Source organism: Escherichia coli, assembly GCF_036503815.1.
Lineage (GTDB): Bacteria > Pseudomonadota > Gammaproteobacteria > Enterobacterales > Enterobacteriaceae > Escherichia > Escherichia coli_F.
Genome location: NZ_AP027764.1, coordinates 2524506 through 2549632 on the forward strand (window position 1 = coordinate 2524506; position 25127 = coordinate 2549632).

Here is a 25127-nt window from a genome sequence, read left to right on the forward strand (position 1 = left end):
GCAGGTCTTTTCAGACCTGCGATCCAGGAGTAGAAAGTGGCAGTCGCCATGGATAATGCAATTTTAGAAAACATCTTGCGGCAAGTGCGGCCGCTCATTGGTCAGGGTAAAGTCGCGGATTATATTCCGGCGTTGGCTACGGTAGACGGTTCCCGGCTGGGCATTGCTATCTGTACCGTTGACGGACAGCTTTTTCAGGCCGGAGACGCACAAGAACGTTTTTCCATTCAGTCTATTTCCAAAGTGCTGAGTCTCGTTGTCGCCATGCGTCATTACTCCGAAGAGGAAATCTGGCAACGCGTCGGCAAAGATCCGTCTGGATCACCGTTCAATTCTTTAGTGCAACTGGAAATGGAGCAGGGTATTCCGCGTAATCCGTTTATTAATGCCGGTGCGCTGGTGGTCTGCGATATGTTGCAAGGGCGATTAAGCGCTCCTCGGCAACGTATGCTGGAAGTCGTGCGCGGCTTAAGCGGTGTGTCTGATATTTCCTACGATACGGTGGTAGCGCGTTCCGAATTTGAACACTCCGCGCGAAATGCGGCTATCGCCTGGCTGATGAAGTCGTTTGGCAATTTCCATCATGACGTGACAACCGTTCTGCAAAACTACTTTCATTACTGCGCTCTGAAAATGAGCTGTATAGAGCTGGCCCGGACGTTTGTCTTTCTGGCTAATCAGGGGAAAGCTATTCATATTGATGAACCTGTGGTGACGCCAATGCAGGCGCGGCAAATTAACGCACTGATGGCGACCAGTGGTATGTACCAGAATGCGGGGGAGTTTGCCTGGCGGGTGGGACTACCGGCAAAATCTGGCGTTGGTGGCGGTATTGTGGCGATTGTTCCGCATGAAATGGCCATCGCAGTCTGGAGCCCGGAACTGGATGATGCCGGTAACTCGCTTGCGGGCATTGCTGTCCTTGAACAATTGACGAAACAATTAGGGCGTTCGGTTTATTAATGCAGTCTCTCGATCCACTCTTCGCGCGTTTATCCCGTTCAAAATTTCGCTCTCGCTTTCGTTTGGGTGTGAAAGAGCGTCAGTATTGTCTGGAGAAAGGCGCGCCAGTCATCGAACAACATGCGGCGGATTTTGTCTCTAAACGTCTTGCTCCGGCATTACCGGCTAACGACGGTAAGCAAACCCCCATGCGCGGGCATCCGGTGTTTATCGCTCAGCACGCCACTGCAACCTGTTGTCGCGGTTGTCTGGCTAAGTGGCATAACATTCCGCAGGGTGTTTCGTTAAGCGAGGAACAACAACGTTATATCGTGTCGGTAATCTATCACTGGTTGGTTATACAGATGAATCAGCCATGATAATTGCGGAAAACGATAAAATAGCATTCCCAGGATATCTTTATTTGCCGCCGCTGTCAGCGAACATGCTATCCTTTATGAGAATTTACTTATTACGTTGAGATAATTGCCACCCGCAATTGTATGGACAGATAATTAATGCATGTACAGCCCATTTCAACTTTCCGTTTGTTCCAGGAAGGTCATCTGCTACGTAATAGCATCGCTATTTTTGTGCTAACCACGCTGTTCTATTTTATTGGTGCAGAGTTACGGCTGGTTCACGAACTTTCTCTTTTCTGGCCGCTGAATGGCGTAATGGCGGGGGTGTTTGCCCGCTATGTCTGGCTTAATCGACTGCATTACTATGCGATCAGTTATGTGGCAATGCTGGTTTATGATGCCATAACCACCGAATGGGGGCTGGTTTCACTGGCTATCAATTTCTCCAATATGATGTTTATTGTTACCGTCGCCTTACTGGTCGCGCGGGATAAGCGTCTGGGGAAAAATAAGTACGAGCCAGTAAGTGCCTTACGGCTATTTAATTACTGTCTGATTGCCGCATTATTATGCGCTATTGTCGGGGCGATTGGTTCGGTCAGTATTGATAGTCTGGATTTCTGGCCTTTGCTTGCCGACTGGTTCAGTGAGCAATTCTCAACGGGCGTGTTGATCGTGCCTTGTATGCTGACGTTGGCAATTCCTGGAGTGCTGCCGCGCTTTAAAGCAGAACAGATGATGCCCGCTATCGCGCTTATTGTGTCGGTTGTTGCCTCGATAGTCATTGGCGGAGCGGGGAGTCTGGCGTTCCCGCTGCCTGCATTAATCTGGTGTGCGGTGCGTTATACGCCGCAGGTAACATGTCTGTTGACCTTTGTCACCGGTGCGGTGGAGATTGTACTGGTGGCAAATTCGGTGATTGATATCTCGGTCGGTTCGCCGTTCTCTATTCCAGAAATGTTCTCCGCACGTCTCGGTATTGCCACGATGGCGATATGCCCAATTATGGTTTCTTTTAGCGTGGCAGCGATCAATTCGCTAATGAAGCAAGTTGCGCTGCGAGCCGACTTTGATTTTCTGACTCAGGTTTACTCACGGTCCGGTCTTTATGAGGCGCTGAAAAGTCCATCGCTTAAACAGACACAACATCTGACTGTCATGCTGCTTGATATCGACTATTTCAAAAGCATTAACGATAACTATGGACATGAATGTGGCGATAAAGTGTTAAGCGTGTTTGCCCAGCATATTCAAAAGATTGTCGGTGATAAGGGGCTGGTGGCGCGAATGGGCGGCGAAGAATTTGCTGTTGCAGTGCCATCGGTGAATCCTGTCGATGGTCTGCTAATGGCGGAAAAAATCCGTAAAGGCGTTGAACTGCAACCGTTCACCTGGCAACAAAAAACGCTTTATCTCACGGTAAGTATTGGCGTCGGTAGTGGTTGCGCATCGTACCGAACGCTGACCGATGACTTTAATAAATTGATGGTCGAAGCCGATACATGTCTGTATCGCTCGAAGAAAGATGGGCGCAACCGTACCAGCACTATGCGTTACGGTGAGGAAGTTGTCTGACATCTTTATTCATGCAGAGTGATTTTAACGGAATGTGTTCTACCACTTTATTGAGCGAATAAAAGGCGTAGTTCCTCGATTAAACCATGATCCGCGCCACACTTTTCTCATAAAACTGCTCATTAATCATCAGGAGTTGATCAAAACAGGGGTTCGGCGTATTAAAGTTTGCTAACCTGTCGTACCAATTCAAACAGGTTGTATGACTAATCAGAAGGGAACCCATTGTGAAAACACTAAATCGTCGCGATTTTCCCGGTGCACAGTATCCAGAACGTATCATTCAGTTTGGTGAAGGTAACTTCCTGCGCGCCTTTGTTGACTGGCAAATCGATCTCCTGAATGAGCACACCGATCTGAATTCTGGCGTGGTCGTTGTTCGTCCGATTGAAACTTCATTCCCGCCGTCATTGAGCACGCAGGATGGTCTGTACACCACCATTATCCGTGGTTTGAATGAGAAGGGGGAGGCGGTCAGCGACGCGCGTCTGATTCGCTCGGTTAATCGTGAAATCAGCGTCTACAGTGAATACGATGAATTCCTGAAACTGGCGCACAACCCGGAAATGCGCTTTGTTTTCTCTAACACCACCGAAGCGGGTATCAGCTACCATGCGGGCGATAAATTCGATGACGCGCCAGCGGTAAGTTATCCGGCAAAACTGACCCGTCTGCTGTTCGAACGCTTTAGCCATTTCAACGGAGCGCAGGATAAAGGTTGGATCATCATCCCATGTGAACTGATCGAATATAACGGCGATGCACTGCGTGAACTGGTGCTGCGCTACGCGCAAGAGTGGGCACTACCAGAAGCATTTATTCAATGGCTGGATCAGGCTAACAGCTTCTGTTCTACGCTGGTGGACCGTATCGTTACCGGTTATCCGCGTGATGAAGTGGCTAAACTGGAAGAAGAACTGGGTTATCACGATGGTTTCCTCGACACCGCTGAACACTTTTACCTGTTTGTGATTCAGGGGCCGAAATCCTTAGCGACTGAGCTGCGTCTGGACAAATATCCGCTCAACGTGCTGATTGTTGACGATATTAAACCGTATAAAGAGCGCAAAGTGGCAATCCTCAACGGTGCACACACGGCGCTGGTGCCGGTGGCGTTCCAGGCAGGGCTGGATACTGTAGGTGAAGCGATGAACGATGCTGAAATTTGTGCATTCGTTGAAAAAGCCATCTACGAAGAGATTATTCCGGTACTGGATTTGCCTCGTGATGAACTGGAATCTTTCGCCAGTGCAGTCACCGGACGTTTCCGTAATCCGTACATCAAGCATCAGCTGCTGTCTATCGCGCTTAACGGTATGACCAAGTTCCGCACCCGTATCCTGCCGCAGCTGCTGGCAGGGCAGAAGGCAAACGGCACACTTCCGGCGCGCCTTACTTTCGCATTAGCGGCATTGATTGCGTTTTATCGCGGTGAGCGTAACGGAGAAACATATCCGGTACAGGACGATGCCCACTGGCTGGAACGTTATCAGCAACTCTGGAGCCAGCATCGTGACCGTGTTATCGGCACCCAGGAACTGGTTGCTATTGTGTTGGCTGAAAAAGACCACTGGGAGCAGGACCTGACGCAAGTGCCTGGTCTGGTCGAGCAGGTTGCTAATGACCTGGATGCGATTCTCGAAAAAGGAATGCGCGAAGCTGTACGTCCGTTGTGCTAATACTCTGAACCCGGTTTCGACCGGGTTTCTTATTTCACTATATTAGTTACAACATCCTATGTGCCTTTATCATTAACAGGTGCCACATGCAGCACCTGTTAATGTTGTAAGCTTGTAGGTAATTTGTAAGTAGTGTCTTGAGAATGTGATCGTAATCACGTTTAATAGGGCGACTTTTCCACGCCTGAAGATAACCATGATCGTTCGTCCACAACAACACTGGCTGCGCCGTATTTTTGTCTGGCACGGTTCAGTATTATCCAAGATATCCTCGCGCTTACTACTCAATTTTCTCTTTTCTATCGCTGTTATTTTCATGCTGCCCTGGTACACGCATCTGGGTATTAAATTTACCCTCGCACCATTCAGCATTCTCGGTGTCGCCATCGCCATTTTTCTTGGTTTTCGTAATAATGCCGGGTACGCCCGTTACGTTGAAGCGCGAAAACTTTGGGGGCAGTTGATGATTGCCTCTCGGTCGTTACTGCGCGAGGTAAAAACGACATTGCCGGATTCGGCAAGTGTAAGGGAGTTTGCACGGCTGCAAATCGCCTTCGCCCACTGTTTACGCATGACATTACGCAAACAACCACAGGCGGAAGTGCTGGCACATTATCTCAAGACTGAAGATCTTCAGCGTGTACTGGCTTCAAACACTCCAGCTAACCGTATTTTGTTGATAATGGGGGAGTGGTTGGCGGTTCAGCGACGCAATGGACAGCTTTCAGATATCCTGTTTATTAGCCTCAACGATCGGCTTAACGATATTTCAGCGGTTCTGGCAGGCTGCGAGCGCATTGCCTACACGCCAATTCCCTTTGCCTACACCCTGATTTTGCATCGTACCGTTTATCTGTTTTGTATCATGCTGCCGTTCGCGCTGGTTGTGGATCTGCATTACATGACGCCTTTTATCTCTGTGCTGATTTCCTACACTTTTATTTCGCTGGATTGTCTGGCGGAAGAGCTGGAAGATCCGTTCGGTACTGAAAACAATGATTTACCGCTGGATGCCATCTGCAACGCTATTGAAATTGACCTGTTACAGATGAACGATGAAGCAGAAATTCCAGCGAAAATTCTTCCCGATCGTCATTACCAGCTGACGTAATAATTACTCCGTACGCCGGGCAACAATAAACAGACGCGGAAATGCCAGCAGTATCTGTCCGTTCTCTTGCAGTGGATACTGCTCTTCCAGCATCTGATGGTAGCGCGTAAGAAAATGCTGCTGTTCGCTCTCGGTCAGATCCTGTAACCACGGACGCAATCCAGTGGCGGTCACCCAGTCAATAATCGCCTGGTGCGACGGCATCTGGTGATAGTAAGTGGTTCGCCAGATATCGACCTCACATCCGGCTTCGCTCAAAATATCGTAGTAAGCATGAACGCCAGCCAGCGGCTCACGCCCGCGATCCGGATAATTTTGTTCCCAGGCGACTTCGCGCATGAGCACATGGGTTGGCTCTAGCCAGTTATCTGGCATCTGTACTGCCAACACACCATGCGAATTAAGTAAAGAAACCAGATGAGGGAACAATTCGTAGTGGTCGGGCAGCCATTGCAGTGAGGCATTAGCAAAAATCAGATCGAGTGCCTGTTCCGGTTGCCAGTTGCGGATGTCTGCTTCCACGAACTGGCAGTCTGGCAAAGCACTGCGCGCTTCAGCAATCATCGCCGGAGACGAGTCGATGCCTGTTATCCAGGCCGCAGGCCAACGTTGATGCAGCAGGGCGGTGCTGTTACCTGGGCCACAGCCAAGATCGGCAACGTATTCGATATTCTCCAGCGGCACTCTGGCAAGCAGCTCCACCGCCGGACGCGATCGTTCAGCGGCAAAGTGCAGATATAAAGAGGGGTTCCAGTCAGACATATTTTTACTCCCGTCAGCGCGTTACCCCTAGTGTAGATAAAACTGTTGACATCCTCCACGCCCTGAAGGACGTGGATCCCTGCTACGTTCAGGCTGTCGCCTGAATCATTTCGGTGGGTTCCTGCTTCAACGGGCGGCCTGACTGCACCATCCCTCCACAGGCAAGAACGGCGTGCCCCGCCGCTAAAACGACATGCGCCTGCGAAGCGCCTCATTTCACGCTCCTGTTGACCACCGGGTCTTAACTGGAATTTAAATGCCTGTAGTCGTTTCACAGGTCAAATTATATTTTGGTCTGTGAAAAAAGAAACCGATATCCGGCGTGGAAGGCATTGTGTTTTCCTGATGCATGTTCACCTGGTCTTTGTCACCAAATACCGACGCCAGATTTTTGACCATGACGCGACAGAAAAACTACGCACTTACTTTTCAAATGTATGTGCTGATTTTGAAGCTGAACTGGTTGAAATGGATGGCGAACCAGATCACGTCCATTTGTTAATTAACTATCCTCCCAAACTGGCGATATCCAGTCTGGTAAACAGCCTCAAAGGCGTATCGGGTAGGTTACTGCGACGAGATCGACCAGATATTGCAGTCAGGTATTACTACAAAGGCGTTTTGTGGAGTCCAGGCTATTTTGCCAGTAGCTGCGGAGGTGCGCCAATATCCGTCATCCGCCAATACATTGAACAACAGCAAACACCTGGTCAGGTGGAAAACCGCGCCTTATATCCCCGCCCTGAAGGACGGGGTTTTACGGCGCACCGGATAAATTCGACTCACGGCATCAACCCATTGAACAGACGTTTTTTACGCGGCCCGGTCATTAAAGATTCCAGTTTTGCGACACAGGTTTTGTAGTGGGGCGTGGTTTTATGGAACGCCACTGCGTCTTCATCTTTATAGGCTTCGTAGATATAAAAGCGCGAATTCACTTCCGGGTCCTGTAAGACATCGAAGCGCAAATTGCCTTCTTCCTGTACCGAGCCCAGGTGGTTCTGGCGAAAAACTTCGATAAACTCGTCAACCTTGTCTTCATGAACGTTAATTTCAACCAGTGTGACGTGCATAATTCTTCTCCTTAAATCCGCAGTTACTGTTTTTCACTCAGATAGAGTTCATATGCCCGATCAACCGTTTCGTTATGGTGTACCACCCCCTGTACGGCTTTCATCATCGCCACCGGATGGTCAGACTGGAAAATATTACGCCCCATATCCACACCAGAAGCGCCCTGATCGATAGCCTGCCAGCACATTTCCAGCGCCTCGCGCTCCGGTAATTTTTTACCGCCAGCAATAACAATGGGTACCGGACATCCGGCAACAATCCGTTCAAAACCTTTATCGACATAATAAGTTTTGATAATCTGCGCCCCCATTTCAGCGGCGATTCGGGTAGCCAGCGAGAAATAACGCTGATCGCGCACCATATCTTTGCCCACGCCAGTGACTGCCATGGTCGGCATTCCCACTTTCATTCCGGCATCGACCAGTTGAATAATATTTTTAATCGACTGATGTTCATATTCACTGCCGATATAAACCTGCGCCGCCACCGCGCAACTGTTCAGGCGCACGGCGTCATCCATCGATAACGCCACGGCTTCATTACTTAATTCCGCCAGAATAGAGTTCGCACCAGACGCCCGCAGTACTACCGGCTTATTGGTCGCCGGGGGGACTACGCTGCGCAAAATGCCGCGCGTACACATTAATACATCGGCATGTTCAAACAGCGGGGCGATATTTATATCAATGCGTTCAAGTCCGGTAGTCGGCCCCTGAAAATAACCATGGTCAAAGGCCAGCATCACGGTTTTACCCGTTTTCGGATTAAATATCCGTGATAAGCGTGACTGCATTCCCCAATCCAGCGCACCGCAACCTTTCAGGGTAAAAGGGATATTTTGTTGCGGTTGATCGGTGCGAAAATCTTTACCATCTTTAATATCGTCTAAATCTGCCATAACGTACTCCGGTTAAGTAATGCACATCAGAAATCGTATTTGCCGATATTCTCTTTGTTGAATATCACGCGCTCCGGTAACAGTACGATGCCATTACCATCCGCTTCGTAGTCATAGCCCTGAACGCTGTTTGGCGAGACTTCAACCTGACCTACGCCCTGAATATTCAGCTTGTCGCCCGTTTTCATTGATCCTTTTTTCAATAATGCATCCGCGACATAAACTGAAATTTTGCCTTGCTGAACCACATCCCACAGGCCAAATTCTTTCACCGTGCCGCGCTCTACATACGGACGCATCACGTTTGGCGTACTGAATCCGACAATCGCAACTTTGTCATTTTTCAGGTTTTCTGCGGCTTGTGCGGCAGCGGGCAGGGCGTTGGCGTCCGGGGCGATAATGGCGTCGAGATCGCTATAGGCTTTTAATATTCCTTCTGCGGTTTGTAACGATTTAGTGGCATCGTTATAGCCAAACTGCGTAGTGACAATTTCCCAGCCTGGATGGTCTTTGGCGATTTTCGCTTTCGCCTCTTTCACCCACTGGTTTTGGTCCGTAACGGTGGGGCTTGAGTAGAAAAACGCGACTTTGGCTTTGTCTTTATTCACCTGACGCGCCGCCATATCCACCAACATACCACCCAACTGGGCGGGCGTTCCCTGATTAATGTAGTAAGAGCGGCACTCCGGTTTGGTATCAGAGTCCCAGGTCAGCACTCTCACGCCACGTTGCATGGCGCGTTTCAGTGCCGGACACAAGCCATCAGGCGAAACCGCAGAAACGATAATGGCGTTATACCCCTGATTGACAAAGTTATTAATCAACTGTACCTGACCAGAAACACTGGGTTCTGTCGGCCCGTCGTAGGTCACATCAACGCCCAGCTCTTTACCAGCTTGTTGTGCGCCGTTGCCACCGCTGGTAAAAAATCCCACGCCAACCAGTTTGGGAATAAAAGCAATACGCTCTGCGGCCTGTACATTCACAGAAATTGCGGCAATGCCAAGAGCGCTAAGTAAGGCGATTTTCTTAAAGCGATGAAGTGTCATGAAGATATCCTTTATGGCAATGGGTTATTGGCCCGACGCGCCAGCCACTCTTTAATTTGCTGGCGATGCAGGCTAACGGAACGACCTACGACAACGACGATAAGCAGCGCACCGGAAAGGGCGCTGGACACCTGATTTGGCACTCCTGCCATTTGCAAACCTTGTTGCAAATATCCCACTAGTAAAACCGCAATGGCGGTGCCGATAATGGAACCGGAACCACCATAAATATTGGCACCGCCAAGCACCACGGCGGTGATGGCGGGCATCAGAAACGACGCACCGAGATCGGAACGTGCTGAACCAAAATACGATACCAGCAGCACAGCGGCGACCGCAGACGCCAGCCCCGTCATGGCATAGAGCGCACATAAGGTGCGGTTAACTTTAATCGCGCTATAAAGCGCCACGCGCGGGCTTTGCCCAATCAAAAACACATTACGTCCGGCATGGGTTTTATGCAGCCAGAGCCAGAAAACGAGGAGACATATCAGAAAGATAATCAGCGGAACGGGGAGTCCCAGCACATCCAGGTTAGCGAAATCTGTAAACGCCATCGGGAATCCACCAATACCTTCGTACCCCGTCGCCCCAGCCATCCCGGAAAGCAGCAGGGCGCTTCCAGCAAACAGATACAGCGTGCCAAGCGTAATCACCAGCGGGTTAACTTTGGTATAGATAATTAATCCGGCGTTAATCAGACCGCACAATGCGCCGAGCAGTAACGTCAGGATAATCGCCAGCGGCATTGGCACGCCGCCTTGAAACAACACACCCAATGCGATGGCGCACAGGCCGATAGTCGAACCAAACGAAATATCGATCCCGCCACTGACAATCACCATCGTCAGCGGTAGGGCGATAATGCCAATGCAGATAAAGTCACTGGTGCTGAACAGCAACATATTGAGATCTAACATCCGCGGGTTAATTGCACCAAATGCGACAATCTCAATAACGAGCAGTGCGGCAAGAGCTAGTTCCCAACCGTAGCGAATACGCATTACGCGGCCTCCCGTTTTTTACCTGACGAAGCGGGTTTAACGGATGGCGGTGGCGTCATAAAGCGGGCATATTTTTGCCGCCGTAGATTACGTTCCAGCGCACAACGCAGGCGTCCATCAAACACCAGCACCGCCAGCAGAACCAGGCCCGCGATAAAATCATTCCACCATGCCGGAATGCGCAACAGCACCAGTACACTATCGATCTGCGTCAGGAACCATGCGCCGAGTACCGCACCGATGATCGCACCGGAACCGCCGAGCAAACTAATACCGCCCAGCACGCAGGCTGCAATCGCTTTCATCTCCAGCCCGGTACCGGTCTGGTTGGGAATAAAACCGATCTGCGAAGCAAACACAATCCCCGCCAGTGCCGCCATGCAGCCGTTCAACGAAAATGCCACAATCCTAATGGCTTCCGTACGAACGCCCAGTTGACGAGCGCCCTGCAAATTATCGCCCGTGGCATAAAAACTGCGTCCAAACGCCGTCTTCGCCAGCAGCCAGGCCATAAATGCCACCAGAATTATCGTCAACCAACCAATTGCTGAAACGCCAAACAGCAGCGGGGCGGAGAGTTGTTTCAGTTCGGCGGGTAACCCCTCAATCCATTTACCGCCAGTCCACAGCAACATGATGCCCCTGTACAATCCTAATGTACCGAGCGTGGCAACAATGGCAGGGATCTTTAGCCACGCGACCAGTACACCGTTGAAAAATCCCGCGAGCAAACCAAGCAGTAAAGTCGCGACACAAGCAACAGGTAGTGAATACCCCGCGTTCAGTAACATTCCCAACAGCACTGCGCACATTCCGGTAATCGAACCCACCGAAACATCGATATTGCGCGTGAGCATCACCAGCGTCGCGCCCATTGCCAGCAGGATCAGGATTTGCGCGCTGCTATAAACCATGGTCAGCGTTTGCATACTTAAATACTGGCGGTCGAGAAAACCGGGTAATACAAACAGCAACACCACCGCCAGCAGTGCCGTGATTTCACGGTTGTTCTGGATAAACTTCAGCATGATGCCTCCTGACGCTGACTATCGCCGAAGGCAACGCGCATAATGGTCTCGACATTAATATCGCGTCCGGTCAGTGCAGAGTGGGCAATTTCGCCCTGATGCATCACATATACGCGATCTGCCATCAGTTCGATCTCTTCCAGATCAGAGGAGATAAGCAGCACAGCCACATTTTGTGCGGCGATGCTGCGCAACAGCTGGTAGATATCATTACGGGCCGAGACATCCACGCCGCGCGTCGGCTCATCGACAATCAAAACTTGCGGCGAAGCTTCCAGACATTTGGCAATCAGGATTTTTTGCTGGTTGCCGCCGGATAAGGTCCGCGCAGCTTGTTCCGGTTGGTTAAATTTAATATTCAGAGCCCGACGATAACGTTCCAGTGTGGCGTTATCTTTCGCGGTTTTCGCCCAGAATCCACGAAGGTTATGAGTAAGGGCGCAGACATTCCAGGCCAGCGAAGCATCGAGATTCAGTCCGGATGACTGGCGATCTTCCGGCAGATAAACCAGACCGCGCAGTAAACGTTCTCCAGTGGATAATCTATTGATCTCTTTACCATTCAGCATAATGCGTCCGCCACGCAAAGTACGCAGACCATAGAGCGTCTCGGCCAGTTCTGTGCGTCCGGCCCCCACCAGCCCAGCCAGACCCAGAATTTCTCCGGCATTAAGCGTCAAGCTGACATTCATAAAACCTTCGCCGGTCAGGTTTTCCAGTGTCAGCACCGGCGTTCCGGCGGCATGTTGTGGACGGTTGCCAGGTAACTCCAGCCATAATTTTTGGCTGGCAGAGAGCGATTTTTCCCGTAGCGCTGGCGTGATGGCCTGAATAATGTCGTCGGTAGACAGTTCGCTGGTTTTGCCGCTTAAGGCGATGGTTCCGTCGCGCATCACGCTAATTCGATCGGCAATCTGGCGAATTTCCGGCAGCTTATGCGAGATAAAAACAATACCCACGCCAGTAGCAAGCAACTCTTGCAAGCGACTAAACAAACGTTCGGTTTCGGCGGGGGTAAGCGAGGCGGTAGGTTCATCGAGGATCAGAATCCGCGAGTCGCGCATCAGCCCGCGGAGGATTTCCACCATTTGGCGATCGGCGACATCCAGCGATCCTGCCAGACTATGCAGATCAAACTGGCAGCCCAGCGCCGCCAGCAAGTTCTTCAGTTTCTGCATGGAGAGCTGTTTTTTTGCCAGCCCAAACAGAATGTTTTCTTTTATCGACAGGCTTGGGAAAAGCAGCGGTTCCTGGGGAACGAGATAAATACCCAACTGATGAGCATGAACTGGCGTTAATCTGGTGTAGTTGTTGCCCCCAATCTCCAGCGTACCGCTATCAGCAGGGGTAATACCGGCAATGATCTTCATTAACGTCGATTTACCGGCACCATTGCCGCCAAGCAGGGCGTGGACTTCCCCCTGATGCAACGTAAAATCGATGCCTTTCAGGACATTAACCCCTGAATACTGTTTATAAACCGAGCGGGCGCAAAGTAGCGGTAACGCGCGGGTATCACTCGTTAGCATGTTTCCCCCGTTCAGTTTTGCAGGTGAGTTTTGAACAAATGTATTTCTGCTTTCAATTTGTTCATAAACCTTAGGTGGACATTGCACATATTTCCGACGAATAGATCACAATTTATGCTATTTTGATTTTCACGGTTGCGTTTGTTCATGCTCGTAGAGTCAAACTGTGGTTGCTATCACAGATATAAATGCGCAAGAACTGAACAATTGCATTAAAGATTTAAATATGTTCAAAGTGAAGAATGAATTATGACAATCAACGATTCGGCAATTTCAGAACAGGGAATGTGTGAAGAAGAACAGGTCGCGCGGATCGCGTGGTTTTACTATCACGACGGGCTGACCCAGAGCGAGATCAGCGAGCGTCTCGGGCTGACTCGCTTGAAAGTGTCGCGATTACTGGAAAAAGGGCATCAGTCCGGCATTATTCGCGTGCAGATTAATTCTCGCTTTGAAGGCTGTCTGGAATATGAAACTCAATTACGTTGTCAGTTTTCGCTGCAACATGTCCGGGTGATCCCTGGGCTTGCGGATGCTGATGTCGGCGGGCGACTAGGGATAGGCGCGGCGCATATGTTGATGAGTTTACTTCAACCACAACAGATGCTGGCGATTGGTTTTGGCGAGGCAACCATGAATACGCTGCAACGCTTAAGTGGTTTTATTTCGTCGCAGCAAATTCGCCTGGTCACGCTCTCCGGTGGCGTCGGTTCTTATATGACGGGTATCGGGCAGCTTAATGCGGCGTGCAGTGTGAATATTATTCCGGCTCCGCTGCGGGCATCCTCCGCTGACATTGCCCATACGCTAAAAAATGAAAATTGCGTCAAAGATGTTCTGTTAGCCGCACAAGCTGCGGATGTGGCGATTGTCGGCATTGGGGCCGTGAGTCAACAAGACGACGCGACGATCATTCGCTCCGGTTATATCAGTCAGGGCGAACAGTTAATGATTGGCCGAAAAGGGGCGGTTGGCGACATTTTAGGCTACTTTTTTGATGCAAAAGGTGACGTTGTCACGGATATTAAAATACATAACGAACTGATTGGCTTACCTTTAAGCGCGCTGAAGACCATTCCCGTCCGGGTTGGCGTGGCAGGGGGAGAAAATAAAGCCGAAGCCATTGCCGCTGCAATTAAAGGCGGCTATATCAACGCACTGGTTACCGATCAGGACACAGCAGCGGCGATTTTACGTAGTTAAATTTGCATGACCTTATTACCGGGAATGATGGAGAACGTATAGAGGAACAGACAGAACGCATAAGCCGAGGATAATCTAATGGCTCGACTCTTTACCCCTTCAGAATCAAAGTACTACCTGATGGTGCTGGATGCAGGCACCGGAAGTATTCGGGCTGTGATATTCGACCTGGAAGGCAATCAAATCGCGGTAGGACAAGCGGAGTGGCGGCATCTGGCAGTACCGGACGTTCCTGGTTCTATGGAATTTGATCTCAACAAAAACTGGCAACTGGCGTGTGAGTGTATGCGCCAGGCGCTGCATAATTCTGGTATCGCGCCGGAATACATTGCTGCCGTTTCGGCATGTTCGATGCGTGAAGGTATTGTTTTATATAACAATGAAGGAACACCGATCTGGGCCTGCGCCAATGTGGATGCCAGAGCGGCGCGGGAGGTCAGTGAACTAAAAGAACTGCATAACAATACCTTTGAAAACGAAGTGTATCGCGCGACCGGACAAACGCTGGCTTTAAGTGCCATCCCCAGATTACTTTGGCTGGCGCACCATCGTTCCGATATTTACCGTCAGGCATCAACCATCACCATGATCAGCGACTGGCTGGCCTATATGCTCAGCGGTGAACTGGCAGTCGATCCATCGAATGCGGGGACTACCGGGCTTCTCGACCTCTCCACCCGTAACTGGAAACCTGCATTGCTGGATATGGCCGGACTGCGGGCCGATATTCTTTCTCCTGTCAAAGAAACCGGCACATTGCTGGGCGTGGTAAGTTCACAAGCGGCGGAACTCTGCGGTCTGAAGGCGGGCACTCCGGTGGTCGTTGGAGGAGGCGACGTGCAACTTGGTTGCCTGGGGTTAGGCGTTGTCCGTCCGGCACAAACCGCTGTTCTTGGCGGTACATTCTGGCAGCAAGTTGTAAACTTAGCTGCGCCGGTGACAGACCCAGAAATGAACGTGCGCGTTAATCCTCATGTTATTCCTGGCATGGTACAAGCTGAATCTATAAGCTTTTTTACCGGACTCACCATGCGCTGGTTCCGCGATGCTTTCTGTGCCGAAGAAAAACTGATTGCCGAACGTTTAGGCATCGACACCTATACGTTGCTTGAAGAGATGGCAAGTCGTGTGCCGCCTGGGTCGTGGGGCGTAATGCCGATATTCTCCGACAGAATGCGCTTTAAAACCTGGTATCACGCTGCGCCTTCCTTTATTAATTTGTCTATTGATCCGGATAAATGTAACAAAGCGACATTGTTCCGTGCGCTGGAAGAAAATGCGGCGATTGTATCAGCGTGTAACTTGCAGCAAATCGCTGATTTCTCGAATATTCATCCTTCATCGTTAGTCTTTGCCGGCGGAGGTTCAAAAGGGAAATTATGGAGTCAAATTCTCGCTGATGTCTCGGGATTACCCGTCAATATTCCAGTGGTCAAAGAAGCCACCGCATTAGGATGTGCCATTGCAGCTGGCGTCGGTGCCGGAATTTTTTCATCAATGGCAGAAACCGGAGAACGCCTGGTTCGCTGGGAACGGACGCACACACCAGACCCGGAAAAGCATGAACTTTATCAGGATTCACGCGATAAGTGGCAGGCAGTTTATCAGGATCAGCTGGGGCTGGTTGATCATGGACTGACGACGTCGTTATGGAAAGCGCCTGGGTTATAGTTTCATTGACAGCCACATCATGATGACTGTGGCTGTTAGTTTTTGAGTATTGGTATTCTTATTTCCCTTCTTTAGAGCTGGCTTGTTAAATGCCAGCTTGCAGATTCATCGTTCCATCACCAGTACTAAATTCAAGGGAAAATTGCTATTTTTCTTAAAGCATTAAGCATAACCCTTATTTTATAGCGAATATTCCTAAAGGCATTAATGGATGAAAAAGGGTTTTAATAAACTTCTGTTTTTAGCAATTAGTGCTATTCTTTGTTAAATATGATGATGATAATCTTCTTATTGAAAGAAACAGTTTTCTTATTAAGCAACAATAACTCATGGTTCATTTTTAAATAAAATAAGAACTATGCGATTTTTAATCTATCGATTAGAAAGTATTAGCAAATTAGCCAAATTGACACCTTCCCACCTCCAACCAACACTCAATACAGACCTCTGACAACTTAATAAGTTTCATTTTTAACGTCTGATGACTCATCTCTTTCGTGGCTGTATTGTTTGTATATGGAGCGTTTATATGAATAGAATCTATCGCGTGATATGGAATTGCACCCTACAGGTATTTCAGGCCTGCTCGGAATTAACTCGCAGGGTAGGTAAAACATCAACGGTTAATTTGCGTAAATCCTCTGGATTGACAACGAAATTCAGTAGATTGACGCTGGGTGTTTTGCTGGCACTAAGCGGTTCAGCGTCTGGTGCGAGTCTGGAAGTTGATAATGGTCAGATTACCAATATTAATACTGATGTTGCTTACGATGCCTACCTGGTTGGGTGGTATGGCACTGGAGTGCTTAATATTTTGGCTGGCGGTAATGCCTCCTTAACCACTATTACTACCAGCGTCATTGGTGGTAATGAGGACTCAGAGGGCACCGTTAACGTTTTGGGTGGCACCTGGCGATTGTATGATAGCGGAAATAATGCAAGGCCTTTAAATGTGGGTCAATCCGGAACGGGGACGCTGAATATTAAACAGAAGGGTCACGTTGACGGAGGATATTTAAGGATAGGTTCTTCGACAGGAGGCGTCGGGACGGTCAATATTGAAGGAGAGGACTCGGTTCTGACGACCGAATTATTCGAAATAGGGAGTTACGGTACAGGCTCATTAAATATTACGGATAAGGGTTACGTCACGAGTTCAATAGTCGCCATTGTAGGATATCAGGCGAACAGTAATGGTAAGCTTGTCGTTGAAAAGGGTGGCGAGTGGCTAATAAAAAATAATGATTCCTCAATTGAATTTCAAATTGGTAATCAAGGGACGGGCGAAGCAACTATTCGCGATGGGGGGCTAATTACGGCTGAAAATACGATTATCGGTGGCAACCTCACCGGTATCGGAACCCTGAATGTGCAGGATCAAGACTCTGTCATCACGGTACGCAGACTCTATAATGGATATTTCGGTAATGGCACAGTCAATATTTCCAATAATGGACTGATTAATAATAAAGAATATTCATTGGTGGGCGTTCAGGACGGGTCCCACGGTGTCGTCAACGTGACCGATAAAGGGCATTGGAATTTCCTCGGAACGGGCGAAGCTTTCCGCTATATCTATATCGGTGATGCTGGCGACGGTGAACTTAATGTCTCGAGTGAAGGCAAAGTAGATTCGGGAATTATCACTGCGGGGATGAAAGAAACAGGCACAGGCAACATTACTGTTAAGGATAAGAACTCCGTTATCACTAATCTCGGAACTAATCTTGGTTATGACGGCCACGGCGAAATGAATATCAGTAATGAGGGGCTTGTTGTCAGCAACGGAGGAAGCTCACTCGGTTATGGAGAAACCGGCGTCGGGAAGGTTAGCATCACCACGGGGGGGATGTGGGAGGTCAATAAGAATGTCTATACCACTATTGGTGTTGCGGGCGTCGGAAACCTCAATATCAGCGATGGCGGTAAGTTCGTATCGCAAAATATTACTTTTTTGGGCGATAAAGCAAGCGGTATCGGCACACTGAACCTGATGGATGCGACATCATCGTTCGATACTGTAGGTATCAATGTCGGTAATTTTGGTAGCGGCATCGTAAATGTCAGTAATGGTGCCACCCTTAATTCAACGGGCTATGGATTTATCGGAGGAAATGCCTCCGGTAAGGGGATAGTTAATATTTCAACGGATAGTCTCTGGAATTTAAAAACGTCATCTACTAACGCCCAATTGCTACAGGTCGGTGTATTAGGCACGGGTGAACTGAATATTACCACCGGAGGTATAGTTAAAGCGCGTGATACACAGATAGCTCTCAATGACAAAAGTAAGGGCGACGTGCGGGTGGATGGGCAGAACTCTCTTCTTGAAACATTCAATATGAACGTAGGGACGACTGGCACAGGTACGTTAACCCTGACGAATAACGGCACGCTGAATGTCGAAGGTGGAGAAGTTTACTTAGGTGTTTTTGAGCCTGCTGTAGGAACGCTAAACATTGGTGCTGCTCACGGTGAGGTGGCGGCAGATGCCGGGTTTATCACCAATGCGACGAAAGTGGAGTTTGGTCTTGGCGAAGGCGTTTTTGTCTTTAATCATACCAATAACAGTGATGCCGGCTACCAGGTCGATATGCTGATTACGGGTGACGATAAAGACGGAAAAGTGATGCATGATGTAGGCCATACGGTGTTCAATGCAGGGAATACTTATAGCGGTAAAACGCTGGTCAATGACGGCCTCCTGACTATTGCGTCACATACGGCAGATGGGGTAACAGGCATGGGTTCGAGTGAAGTAACCATTGCAAGCCCCGGTACGCTCGACATTCTCGCATCAACGAACAGCGCAGGAGATTACACGCTGACCAATGCGCTCAAAGGCGATGGCTTGATGCGAGTGCAGCTGTCATCCTCCAACAAAATGTTTGGCTTTACCCATGCAACAGGAACTGAATTCGCCGGTGTTGCCCAACTGAAAGACAGTACCTTCACACTGGAACGCGACAACACCGCTGCGCTTACTCACGCGATGCTTCAGTCTGACAGTGAAAATACCACATCGGTAGAAGTGGGAGAGCAATCCATTGGTGGACTAGCCATGAATGGCGGTACGCTCACTTTCGATACGGATATACCTGCTGCGACGCTTGCGGAGGGATATATCAGCGTCGATACACTGGTTGTCGGCGCGGGTGACTACACCTGGAAAGGCCGTAACTATCAGGTAAACGGGACGGGCGACGTGCTTATCGACGTGCCTAAACCGTGGAATGATCCCATGGCGAATAACCCTCTGACTACGCTCAATTTGCTGGAACACGATGATAGCCATGTCGGCGTTCAACTGGTGAAGGCGCAAACGGTTATTGGGTCGGGTGGCTCATTAACGTTACGTGATTTACAGGGCGACGAGGTGGAAGCGGACAAAACGTTACACATTGCACAAAACGGAACAGTGGTCGCCGAGGGTGATTATGGATTCCGACTCACGACCGCACCTGGTGATGGTTTGTATGTTAACTATGGGCTGAAAGCGCTGAACATCCATGGTGGGCAAAAGCTGACGTTAGCCGAACATGGCGGAGCCTATGGCGCAACGGCCGATATGTCGGCAAAAATCGGTGGTGAAGGGGATCTGGCAATCAATACGGTGCGACAGGTTTCGCTTTCCAACGGTCAGAACGACTATCAGGGGGCAACCTATGTTCAGATGGGGACATTACGTACCGATGCGGATGGCGCGCTGGGCAATACTCGGGAACTGAACATCAGCAACGCGGCCATCGTCGATCTTAATGGATCGGAGCAGACGGTAGAGACATTCACCGGGCTGATGGGTTCGACTATTTTGTTCAAAGAAGGTTCGCTGACGGTGAATAAAGGTGGGATCAGTCAGGGCGAACTGACAGGTGGCGGAAACCTGAATGTTTCAGGGGGAACACTGGCTATCGAGGGGCTTAATGCACGCTACAATGCGTTAACCAGCATTAGCCCAAATGCGGAAGTCAGCCTCGACAATACGCAGGGGTTAGGCAGAGGAAATATTGCCAATGACGGTCTGTTAACGCTAAAAAACGTGACCGGCGAACTGCGCAATAGCATAAGCGGTAAAGGTATCGTGAGCGCAACCGCCAGCACAGACGTAGAGCTGGATGGCGATAATAGCCGCTTTGTGGGGCAATTCAACATCGATGCAGGCAGCGCGCTCAGCGTCAACGAGCAGAAAAACCTGGGTGATGCTTCCGTTATCAATAATGGCCTGCTCACCATCGCCACTGAGCGTAGCTGGGCGATGACGCACAGTATCACCGGTAGCGGCGATGTGACAAAACTGGGGACCGGGATCCTGACTCTTAACAACGATTCCGCGGCGTATCAGGGTACGACGGATATCGTGGGTGGTGAAATTGCTTTCGGTTCCGACTCTGCCATTAATATGGCAAGTCAGCACATTAATATCCATAACAGCGGTGTGATGTCGGGAAATGTCACCACTGCAGGTGATGTGAACGTTATGCCTGGGGGGACACTGCGTGTCGCCAAAACCACTATCGGCGGCAATCTGGAGAATGGTGGCACGGTTCAAATGAATAGCGAAGGGGGGAAACCGGGGAATGTACTGACCGTTAACGGCAACTATACCGGAAACAATGGCCTGATGACGTTCAACGCGACGCTGGGCGGCGATAATTCACCCACGGATAAAATGAACGTGAAAGGCGATACCCAAGGGAACACTCGCGTTCGGGTTGATAACATTGGCGGCGTCGGTGCACAAACGGTCAACGGTATTGAACTCATTGAGGTTGGCGGTAATTCTGCAGGCAACTTCGCGCTGACCACCGGAACTGTCGAAGCTGGGGCTTACGTCTACACACTGGCTAAAGGGAAGGGGAATGACGAGAAAAACTGGTATCTAACCAGTAAATGGGAAGGCGTAACGCCACCGGATACACCCGATCCCATCAATAATCCTCCTGCTGTGGATCCGGAAGGCCCATCAGTTTATCGCCCGGAGGCCGGAAGCTATATCAGCAACATTGCCGCAGCCAACTCGCTGTTTAGCCATCGTTTACACGACCGTCTGGGTGAGCCGCAGTATACAGATTCACTGCATTCTCAGGGTTCGGCAAGCAGTATGTGGATGCGTCATGTCGGAGGGCACGAACGTTCAAGGGCCGGTGACGGTCAGCTAAATACACAGGCTAACCGCTATGTATTGCAGCTAGGCGGCGATTTGGCGCAGTGGAGTAGCAACGCGCAGGATCGCTGGCATCTCGGCATCATGGCAGGCTATGCCAATCAGCACAGTAATACTCAGAGTAATCGTGTGGGTTATAAATCGGATGGGCGCATCAGCGGTTACAGCGCTGGGATGTACGCGACCTGGTATCAGAACGATGCGAATAAGACCGGCGCTTATGTTGACAGCTGGGCGCTGTATAACTGGTTTGATAACAGCGTCAGTTCCGATAACCGTTCTGCTGACGACTATGATTCTCGCGGTGTGACGGCCTCTGTTGAGGGTGGATATACCTTTGAAGCGGGAACATTTAGCGGCAGCGAAGGGACGCTGAATACCTGGTACGTCCAGCCACAGGTGCAAATCACCTGGATGGGTGTGAAAGATTCTGACCATACCCGGAAAGACGGAACACGCATTGAAACGGAAGGTGACGGAAACGTGCAAACTCGACTTGGGGTGAAAACCTACTTGAACAGTCATCACCAGCGCGACAATGGTAAACAGCGTGAGTTCCAGCCTTACATTGAAGCGAACTGGATCAACAACAGCAAAGTCTACGCCGTGAAGATGAATGGTCAAACCGTAAGCCGTGATGGTGCGCGTAATCTCGGTGAAGTACGTACCGGGGTTGAGGCGAAAGTAAATAACAACCTTAGCCTGTGGGGGAATGTTGGTGTGCAACTAGGTGATAAAGGCTATAGCGATACTCAGGGCATGCTGGGTGTGAAATATAGCTGGTAAACCGTATAAGCCGCATGTCGAAGATGGCATGCGGCTGCTTAATATTGCCGACTTCAAACGACTTTTAAATCCTCCTTTTTATCCGCGATCGCGGATAACACAGTGTTTATCCCGTAGAGCGGATAAGATGTGTTTCCTGATTGACTTTATCCCCACTAAAGGATAAAACTGATAATATCCCCTTGAGCGGATAAATATGCTGTGGACGTATGACATGATGAGCTTTCAGAAGATCTATAGCCCAACGCAATTAGCGAATGCAATGAAACTGGTTCGTCAGCAAAATGGCTGGACGCAGAGCGAGCTGGCAAAAAAAATCGGTATTAAGCAGGCGACAATTTCCAATTTCGAAAACAATCCTGACAATACCACGCTCACGACATTTTTTAAGATTTTACAGTCGCTTGAACTCTCAATGACGCTATGCGACACGAAAAATGCCTCGCCAGAATCAACAGAACAGCAAGATCTGGAGTGGTAATGCCTAAACTTGTCACTTGGATGAACAACCAGCGGGTAGGCGAGTTAACGAAGTTAGCCAATGGCGCGCACACCTTTAAGTATGCACCGGAGTGGTTAGCCAACCGTTATGCCAGACCGTTATCACTTTCGCTGCCATTGCAGAGGGGGAATATCACCTCTGATGCCGTATTTAACTTCTTCGATAACCTGTTACCCGATAGCCCGATTGTACGTGACCGGATCGTTAAACGTTATCATGCTAAATCCAAGCAACCGTTTGATTTATTGTCAGAAATAGGGCGAGATAGCGTTGGTGCCGTAACGTTATTACCCGAAAATGAAACCATAACGCGCCCGATAATGGCATGGGAACAGCTCACTGAAGCCAGGCTTGAAGAAGTATTAACGGCTTATAAAGCAGATATCCCTCTAGGCATGATTAGAGAAGAAAATGACTTTCGCATCTCGGTTGCTGGCGCGCAGGAGAAGACAGCGCTGCTCAGAATAGGCAATGACTGGTGCATTCCGAAAGGAATAACGCCGACGACGCACATCATTAAATTACCGATTGGCGAAATCAGGCAGCCCAATGCGACGCTCGATCTCAGCCAAAGCGTTGATAATGAGTATTACTGTCTGCTGCTGGCGAAAGAACTTGGGTTGAATGTGCCGGACGCAGAAATCATTAAAGCGGGAAATGTGCGCGCGTTAGCGGTCGAACGTTTTGACAGGCGTTGGAATGCTGAGCGAACGGTTTTACTTCGCTTGCCACAGGAGGATATGTGTCAGACATTCGGTTTACCTTCATCGGTGAAATATGAATCAGATGGAGGCCCAGGCATCGCGCGGATCATGGCTTTTTTGATGGGGTCCAGCGAGGCGCTGAAAGATCGCTATGATTTTATGAAGTTTCAGGTGTTCCAGTGGTTGATTGGCGCAACGGATGGCCATGCAAAAAACTTCTCCGTATTTATTCAGGCTGGCGGCAGTTATCGACTCACGCCATTTTACGACATCATTTCAGCATTTCCGGTATTGGGTGGCGCAGGAATACACATCAGCGATCTCAAACTGGCAATGGGGCTTAACGCATCCAAAGGCAAAAAAACGGCAATCGATAAAATTTATCCGCGACATTTTCTGGCGACAGCAAAGGTGCTGAAATTTCCGGAAGTGCAGATGCATGAAATCCTGAGTGACTTTGCCAGAATGATTCCGGCAGCACTGGATAACGTGAAGACTTCATTACCGACAGATTTTCCGGAGAACGTGGTGACGGCAGTTGAAACCAATGTGTTGAGGTTGCACCGTCGGTTAAGCCGAGAATACGGTATTAAGTAAGATATGGGGTTTGGACGTTGTTAATGAGCAGGACAATCATGACCGCCAACGACTGGATTCTGCCTTGGTTTATGTTGGTGCGCATAATGTATATTATGTTAAATAGCCTATGATGGTAAACAACTTCATATCTCTCCATTGCCTCTCACGAAAGGAACTGGACACACTGATCGAGCACGAATTACAACTGATACTGGCTGAAGGCTTTGACAAGTCCCCTATTTCCGCCAAGGCCCTGCATATTCGGCTCAAGGCAAAAGGTATCGTTAACGGTGGTTTAAGTACGCTGAGCAGCCTTGAGCGAAAACGCCTAATTGCTGCCTATGTTGATCAGCAACTTGGCCCGTTGAATCTACGCCCAAAAGAAAAACAGCAATACGTCAACCGCAAAACCCGTCAGGCCTTGCTGGCCAGAAACCAGCAGTTGCAGGCGGAAGTCAGTGAACTGCAAGACCAACTGGCGCAGAATACCCTATCGTTGATAGAAATTGTCAAAGCGGTAAAAATCAATACGGTTATTCCGGTGGAAAGTCTGTTGCCAAACATGTAATTCGGGAGTTACACAAGTCGTCATAATGCTGGTTATAATTTTCGGCAAAGGGCATGGACGATTTCTTTCCGTCATTCTGTATATTGCTTACCTTCCCAAATTTCTCCAACCGTTAGTTGGAGAAATTAGATGAGTCGTAAATCATGAATAAACCCCTTGCTCTATTCGAAAAATGAGCATGGCAACTTTCAACACCCCCTCTTCTGAGTCCATTATCTCAGAGGGCGTTTTCCACTGTAATGCTCTGTTTGGTTCATTGCACCAGTTTAATGCTGCACTTTCGTTACCTTCAAAAAGATCAATAGCCTTTTGAAGAACATCATTTTTTGTCAGCATGTTTTACACCTGAAGACGTTTTGAGTGCTTCGATAAGACTACTTCGCTCTTCCTCTGTCATCCGGGATATGAGCAATGCAAGTTCTGCTGTTGTCTGATCATCACAAAAAAAGTAACACAGTGGTGCAAACATTCAAATAAGAACTCTTATTGAAAAATACAGCAGTGAATTGGAAAAAGTGTCAGGAGCAAAAGAAATTTATGAAGAATTGATAATTCCCGTGCCGAGCAGAGAAAATGAATTCCGGAAACTTTCTCTTGAGCAAGATAAAAGACATATTAAGATAAATGAAAAAATAAAAACACTGATTAGGATTGGTAATAAAAATATTACAATAAGGCAATGAATTTTAAAAAGGATTTGAAGATTAATACAGTCATGAAAAAGAGAGGGCAAAGCCGACCCCGCCCTCTCCCTTCATGCACTGATAAGCCTCACTAATAGGAGTGTTAGCAGCGCGTACCACTGTATGCTAGACCTGAAAAATATAATCTCAGTCAGTCCCAGATGCAACCTTTAACACTTCAACGCAACAAATTAAACAACGAATAGCCACAAACGTGTAGACAGTGCACTGATACGGATAAAAGTAACGCTCCT

Annotated in this window: 18 protein-coding genes and 5 pseudogenes; 13 read left to right on the forward strand and 10 right to left on the reverse strand. The window is 49.1% G+C overall.

Features of this window, described 5'->3' with window-relative positions; all coding sequences use genetic code 11:
* Positions 1–36: 36 nt before the first annotated feature.
* From glsB to yneE, 5 genes are all read left to right on the forward strand, one after another.
* On the forward strand, positions 37–963 hold the full coding sequence (gene glsB / locus AABJ99_RS12185) for a glutaminase B (RefSeq protein WP_000257402.1): 927 nt from the start codon (positions 37–39) through the stop codon (positions 961–963).
* On the forward strand, positions 963–1322 hold the full coding sequence (gene yneG / locus AABJ99_RS12190; protein ID WP_001191038.1) for a DUF4186 domain-containing protein: 360 nt from the start codon (positions 963–965) through the stop codon (positions 1320–1322). The genes glsB and yneG overlap by 1 nt, the downstream gene beginning before the upstream one ends.
* Positions 1323–1460: 138 nt before the next feature.
* The gene (locus AABJ99_RS12195; protein ID WP_039021836.1) at positions 1461–2879 is read left to right on the forward strand and encodes a sensor domain-containing diguanylate cyclase; all 1419 of its coding nucleotides are present in this window, start codon (positions 1461–1463) and stop codon (positions 2877–2879) included.
* A 227-nt stretch (positions 2880–3106) separates the two neighbouring features.
* Positions 3107–4558, forward strand: coding sequence for a tagaturonate reductase (uxaB, locus tag AABJ99_RS12200; protein WP_039021837.1), 1452 nt, complete (start codon positions 3107–3109; stop codon positions 4556–4558).
* 196 nt (positions 4559–4754) lie between these two features.
* Entirely contained in the window at positions 4755–5669 is a 915-nt protein-coding gene (yneE, locus tag AABJ99_RS12205; protein WP_039021838.1) for a bestrophin family protein, read from the forward strand.
* A gap of 3 nt (positions 5670–5672) precedes the next feature.
* Here the strand turns inward: yneE and tam are convergent, their stop codons facing one another.
* From tam to AABJ99_RS12220, 3 genes and pseudogenes are all read right to left on the reverse strand, one after another.
* Complete coding sequence (gene tam / locus AABJ99_RS12210) at positions 5673–6431, reverse strand: trans-aconitate 2-methyltransferase (protein WP_039021839.1); 759 nt, start codon at positions 6429–6431, stop codon at positions 5673–5675.
* A gap of 88 nt (positions 6432–6519) precedes the next feature.
* Positions 6520–6630, reverse strand: a pseudogene (locus AABJ99_RS12215) (hypothetical protein); the annotation flags it as partial.
* A pseudogene (locus AABJ99_RS12220) lies at positions 6617–6706 on the reverse strand (helix-turn-helix domain-containing protein); the annotation flags it as partial. The pseudogenes AABJ99_RS12215 and AABJ99_RS12220, both read right to left, overlap by 14 nt.
* Positions 6707–6713: 7 nt before the next feature.
* On the opposite strand from AABJ99_RS12220, the pseudogene tnpA reads away from it, so the two are divergent.
* A pseudogene (tnpA, locus tag AABJ99_RS12225) lies at positions 6714–7139 on the forward strand (IS200/IS605 family transposase); the annotation flags it as partial.
* Between the two features lie 74 nt (positions 7140–7213).
* Here the strand turns inward: tnpA and lsrG are convergent.
* From lsrG to lsrA, 6 genes are read right to left on the reverse strand one after another with little or no spacing between them, the layout of a single operon-like run.
* Entirely contained in the window at positions 7214–7504 is a 291-nt protein-coding gene (gene lsrG, locus AABJ99_RS12230) for a (4S)-4-hydroxy-5-phosphonooxypentane-2,3-dione isomerase (RefSeq protein ID WP_000558527.1), read from the reverse strand.
* A 23-nt stretch (positions 7505–7527) separates the two neighbouring features.
* A complete protein-coding gene (lsrF, locus tag AABJ99_RS12235; protein ID WP_039021840.1) occupies positions 7528–8403 on the reverse strand; it encodes a 3-hydroxy-5-phosphonooxypentane-2,4-dione thiolase in 876 nt (291 codons plus the stop codon).
* Positions 8404–8429: 26 nt separating this feature from the next.
* Entirely contained in the window at positions 8430–9452 is a 1023-nt protein-coding gene (lsrB, locus tag AABJ99_RS12240) for an autoinducer 2 ABC transporter substrate-binding protein LsrB (RefSeq protein ID WP_039021841.1), read from the reverse strand.
* Between the two features lie 11 nt (positions 9453–9463).
* Positions 9464–10456 carry an autoinducer 2 ABC transporter permease LsrD gene (lsrD, locus tag AABJ99_RS12245; RefSeq protein WP_338387335.1) on the reverse strand — a complete coding sequence of 331 codons (993 nt, stop codon included), beginning with the start codon at positions 10454–10456 and terminating at the stop codon, positions 9464–9466.
* On the reverse strand, positions 10456–11484 hold the full coding sequence (lsrC, locus tag AABJ99_RS12250; RefSeq protein ID WP_021552079.1) for an autoinducer 2 ABC transporter permease LsrC: 1029 nt from the start codon (positions 11482–11484) through the stop codon (positions 10456–10458). Before lsrC ends, lsrD begins: the two co-directional genes overlap by 1 nt.
* Positions 11478–13013, reverse strand: a complete 1536-nt coding sequence (gene lsrA, locus AABJ99_RS12255) for an autoinducer 2 ABC transporter ATP-binding protein LsrA (RefSeq protein ID WP_000958013.1) — start codon at positions 13011–13013, stop codon at positions 11478–11480. The genes lsrC and lsrA overlap by 7 nt, the downstream gene beginning before the upstream one ends.
* Positions 13014–13262: 249 nt before the next feature.
* On the opposite strand from lsrA, the gene lsrR reads away from it, so the two are divergent.
* The 6 genes and pseudogenes from lsrR (at position 13263) to AABJ99_RS12285 (ending at position 24216) form a co-directional block, all read left to right on the forward strand.
* The gene (gene lsrR, locus AABJ99_RS12260) at positions 13263–14216 is read left to right on the forward strand and encodes a transcriptional regulator LsrR (RefSeq protein ID WP_000154346.1); all 954 of its coding nucleotides are present in this window, start codon (positions 13263–13265) and stop codon (positions 14214–14216) included.
* A 78-nt stretch (positions 14217–14294) separates the two neighbouring features.
* Complete coding sequence (gene lsrK / locus AABJ99_RS12265; protein WP_338387336.1) at positions 14295–15887, forward strand: autoinducer-2 kinase; 1593 nt, start codon at positions 14295–14297, stop codon at positions 15885–15887.
* Positions 15888–16416: 529 nt separating this feature from the next.
* Positions 16417–21837, forward strand: coding sequence for an ECSE_1600 family autotransporter (locus tag AABJ99_RS12270; protein WP_338387337.1), 5421 nt, complete (start codon positions 16417–16419; stop codon positions 21835–21837).
* A gap of 214 nt (positions 21838–22051) precedes the next feature.
* Entirely contained in the window at positions 22052–22318 is a 267-nt protein-coding gene (hipB, locus tag AABJ99_RS12275; RefSeq protein WP_001296726.1) for a type II toxin-antitoxin system antitoxin HipB, read from the forward strand.
* Positions 22318–23640 (forward strand): type II toxin-antitoxin system serine/threonine protein kinase toxin HipA, encoded by a 1323-nt coding sequence (hipA, locus tag AABJ99_RS12280; protein ID WP_001125414.1) that lies wholly within the window; start codon positions 22318–22320, stop codon positions 23638–23640. The genes hipB and hipA overlap by 1 nt, the downstream gene beginning before the upstream one ends.
* Before the next feature lie 112 nt (positions 23641–23752).
* A pseudogene (locus AABJ99_RS12285) lies at positions 23753–24216 on the forward strand (hypothetical protein).
* A gap of 115 nt (positions 24217–24331) precedes the next feature.
* Here AABJ99_RS12285 and AABJ99_RS12290 read toward each other — a convergent pair.
* A complete protein-coding gene (locus AABJ99_RS12290; protein WP_000956368.1) occupies positions 24332–24526 on the reverse strand; it encodes an MbcA/ParS/Xre antitoxin family protein in 195 nt (64 codons plus the stop codon).
* 116 nt (positions 24527–24642) lie between these two features.
* Here AABJ99_RS12290 and AABJ99_RS12295 point away from each other — a divergent pair.
* A pseudogene (locus tag AABJ99_RS12295) lies at positions 24643–24873 on the forward strand (hypothetical protein); the annotation flags it as partial.
* Positions 24874–25127: the final 254 nt, after the last annotated feature.

Bases quoted from the DNA above. Each gene is read 5' to 3' on its own strand.
- lsrD (WP_338387335.1), bottom strand. From the start codon at position 10,456: ATGCGTATTCGCTACGGTTGGGAACTAGCTCTTGCCGCACTGCTCGTT.
- lsrG (WP_000558527.1), bottom strand. From the start codon at position 7,504: ATGCACGTCACACTGGTTGAAATTAACGTTCATGAAGACAAGGTTGAC.
- hipB (WP_001296726.1), top strand. From the start codon at position 22,052: ATGATGAGCTTTCAGAAGATCTATAGCCCAACGCAATTAGCGAATGCA.
- hipA (WP_001125414.1), top strand. From the start codon at position 22,318: ATGCCTAAACTTGTCACTTGGATGAACAACCAGCGGGTAGGCGAGTTA.
- lsrB (WP_039021841.1), bottom strand. From the start codon at position 9,452: ATGACACTTCATCGCTTTAAGAAAATCGCCTTACTTAGCGCTCTTGGC.
- yneE (WP_039021838.1), top strand. From the start codon at position 4,755: ATGATCGTTCGTCCACAACAACACTGGCTGCGCCGTATTTTTGTCTGG.
- tam (WP_039021839.1), bottom strand. From the start codon at position 6,431: ATGTCTGACTGGAACCCCTCTTTATATCTGCACTTTGCCGCTGAACGA.
- lsrA (WP_000958013.1), bottom strand. From the start codon at position 13,013: ATGCTAACGAGTGATACCCGCGCGTTACCGCTACTTTGCGCCCGCTCG.
- lsrK (WP_338387336.1), top strand. From the start codon at position 14,295: ATGGCTCGACTCTTTACCCCTTCAGAATCAAAGTACTACCTGATGGTG.
- AABJ99_RS12290 (WP_000956368.1), bottom strand. From the start codon at position 24,526: ATGCTGACAAAAAATGATGTTCTTCAAAAGGCTATTGATCTTTTTGAA.
- AABJ99_RS12270 (WP_338387337.1), top strand. From the start codon at position 16,417: ATGAATAGAATCTATCGCGTGATATGGAATTGCACCCTACAGGTATTT.
- AABJ99_RS12195 (WP_039021836.1), top strand. From the start codon at position 1,461: ATGCATGTACAGCCCATTTCAACTTTCCGTTTGTTCCAGGAAGGTCAT.
- lsrC (WP_021552079.1), bottom strand. From the start codon at position 11,484: ATGCTGAAGTTTATCCAGAACAACCGTGAAATCACGGCACTGCTGGCG.
- yneG (WP_001191038.1), top strand. From the start codon at position 963: ATGCAGTCTCTCGATCCACTCTTCGCGCGTTTATCCCGTTCAAAATTT.
- lsrR (WP_000154346.1), top strand. From the start codon at position 13,263: ATGACAATCAACGATTCGGCAATTTCAGAACAGGGAATGTGTGAAGAA.
- lsrF (WP_039021840.1), bottom strand. From the start codon at position 8,403: ATGGCAGATTTAGACGATATTAAAGATGGTAAAGATTTTCGCACCGAT.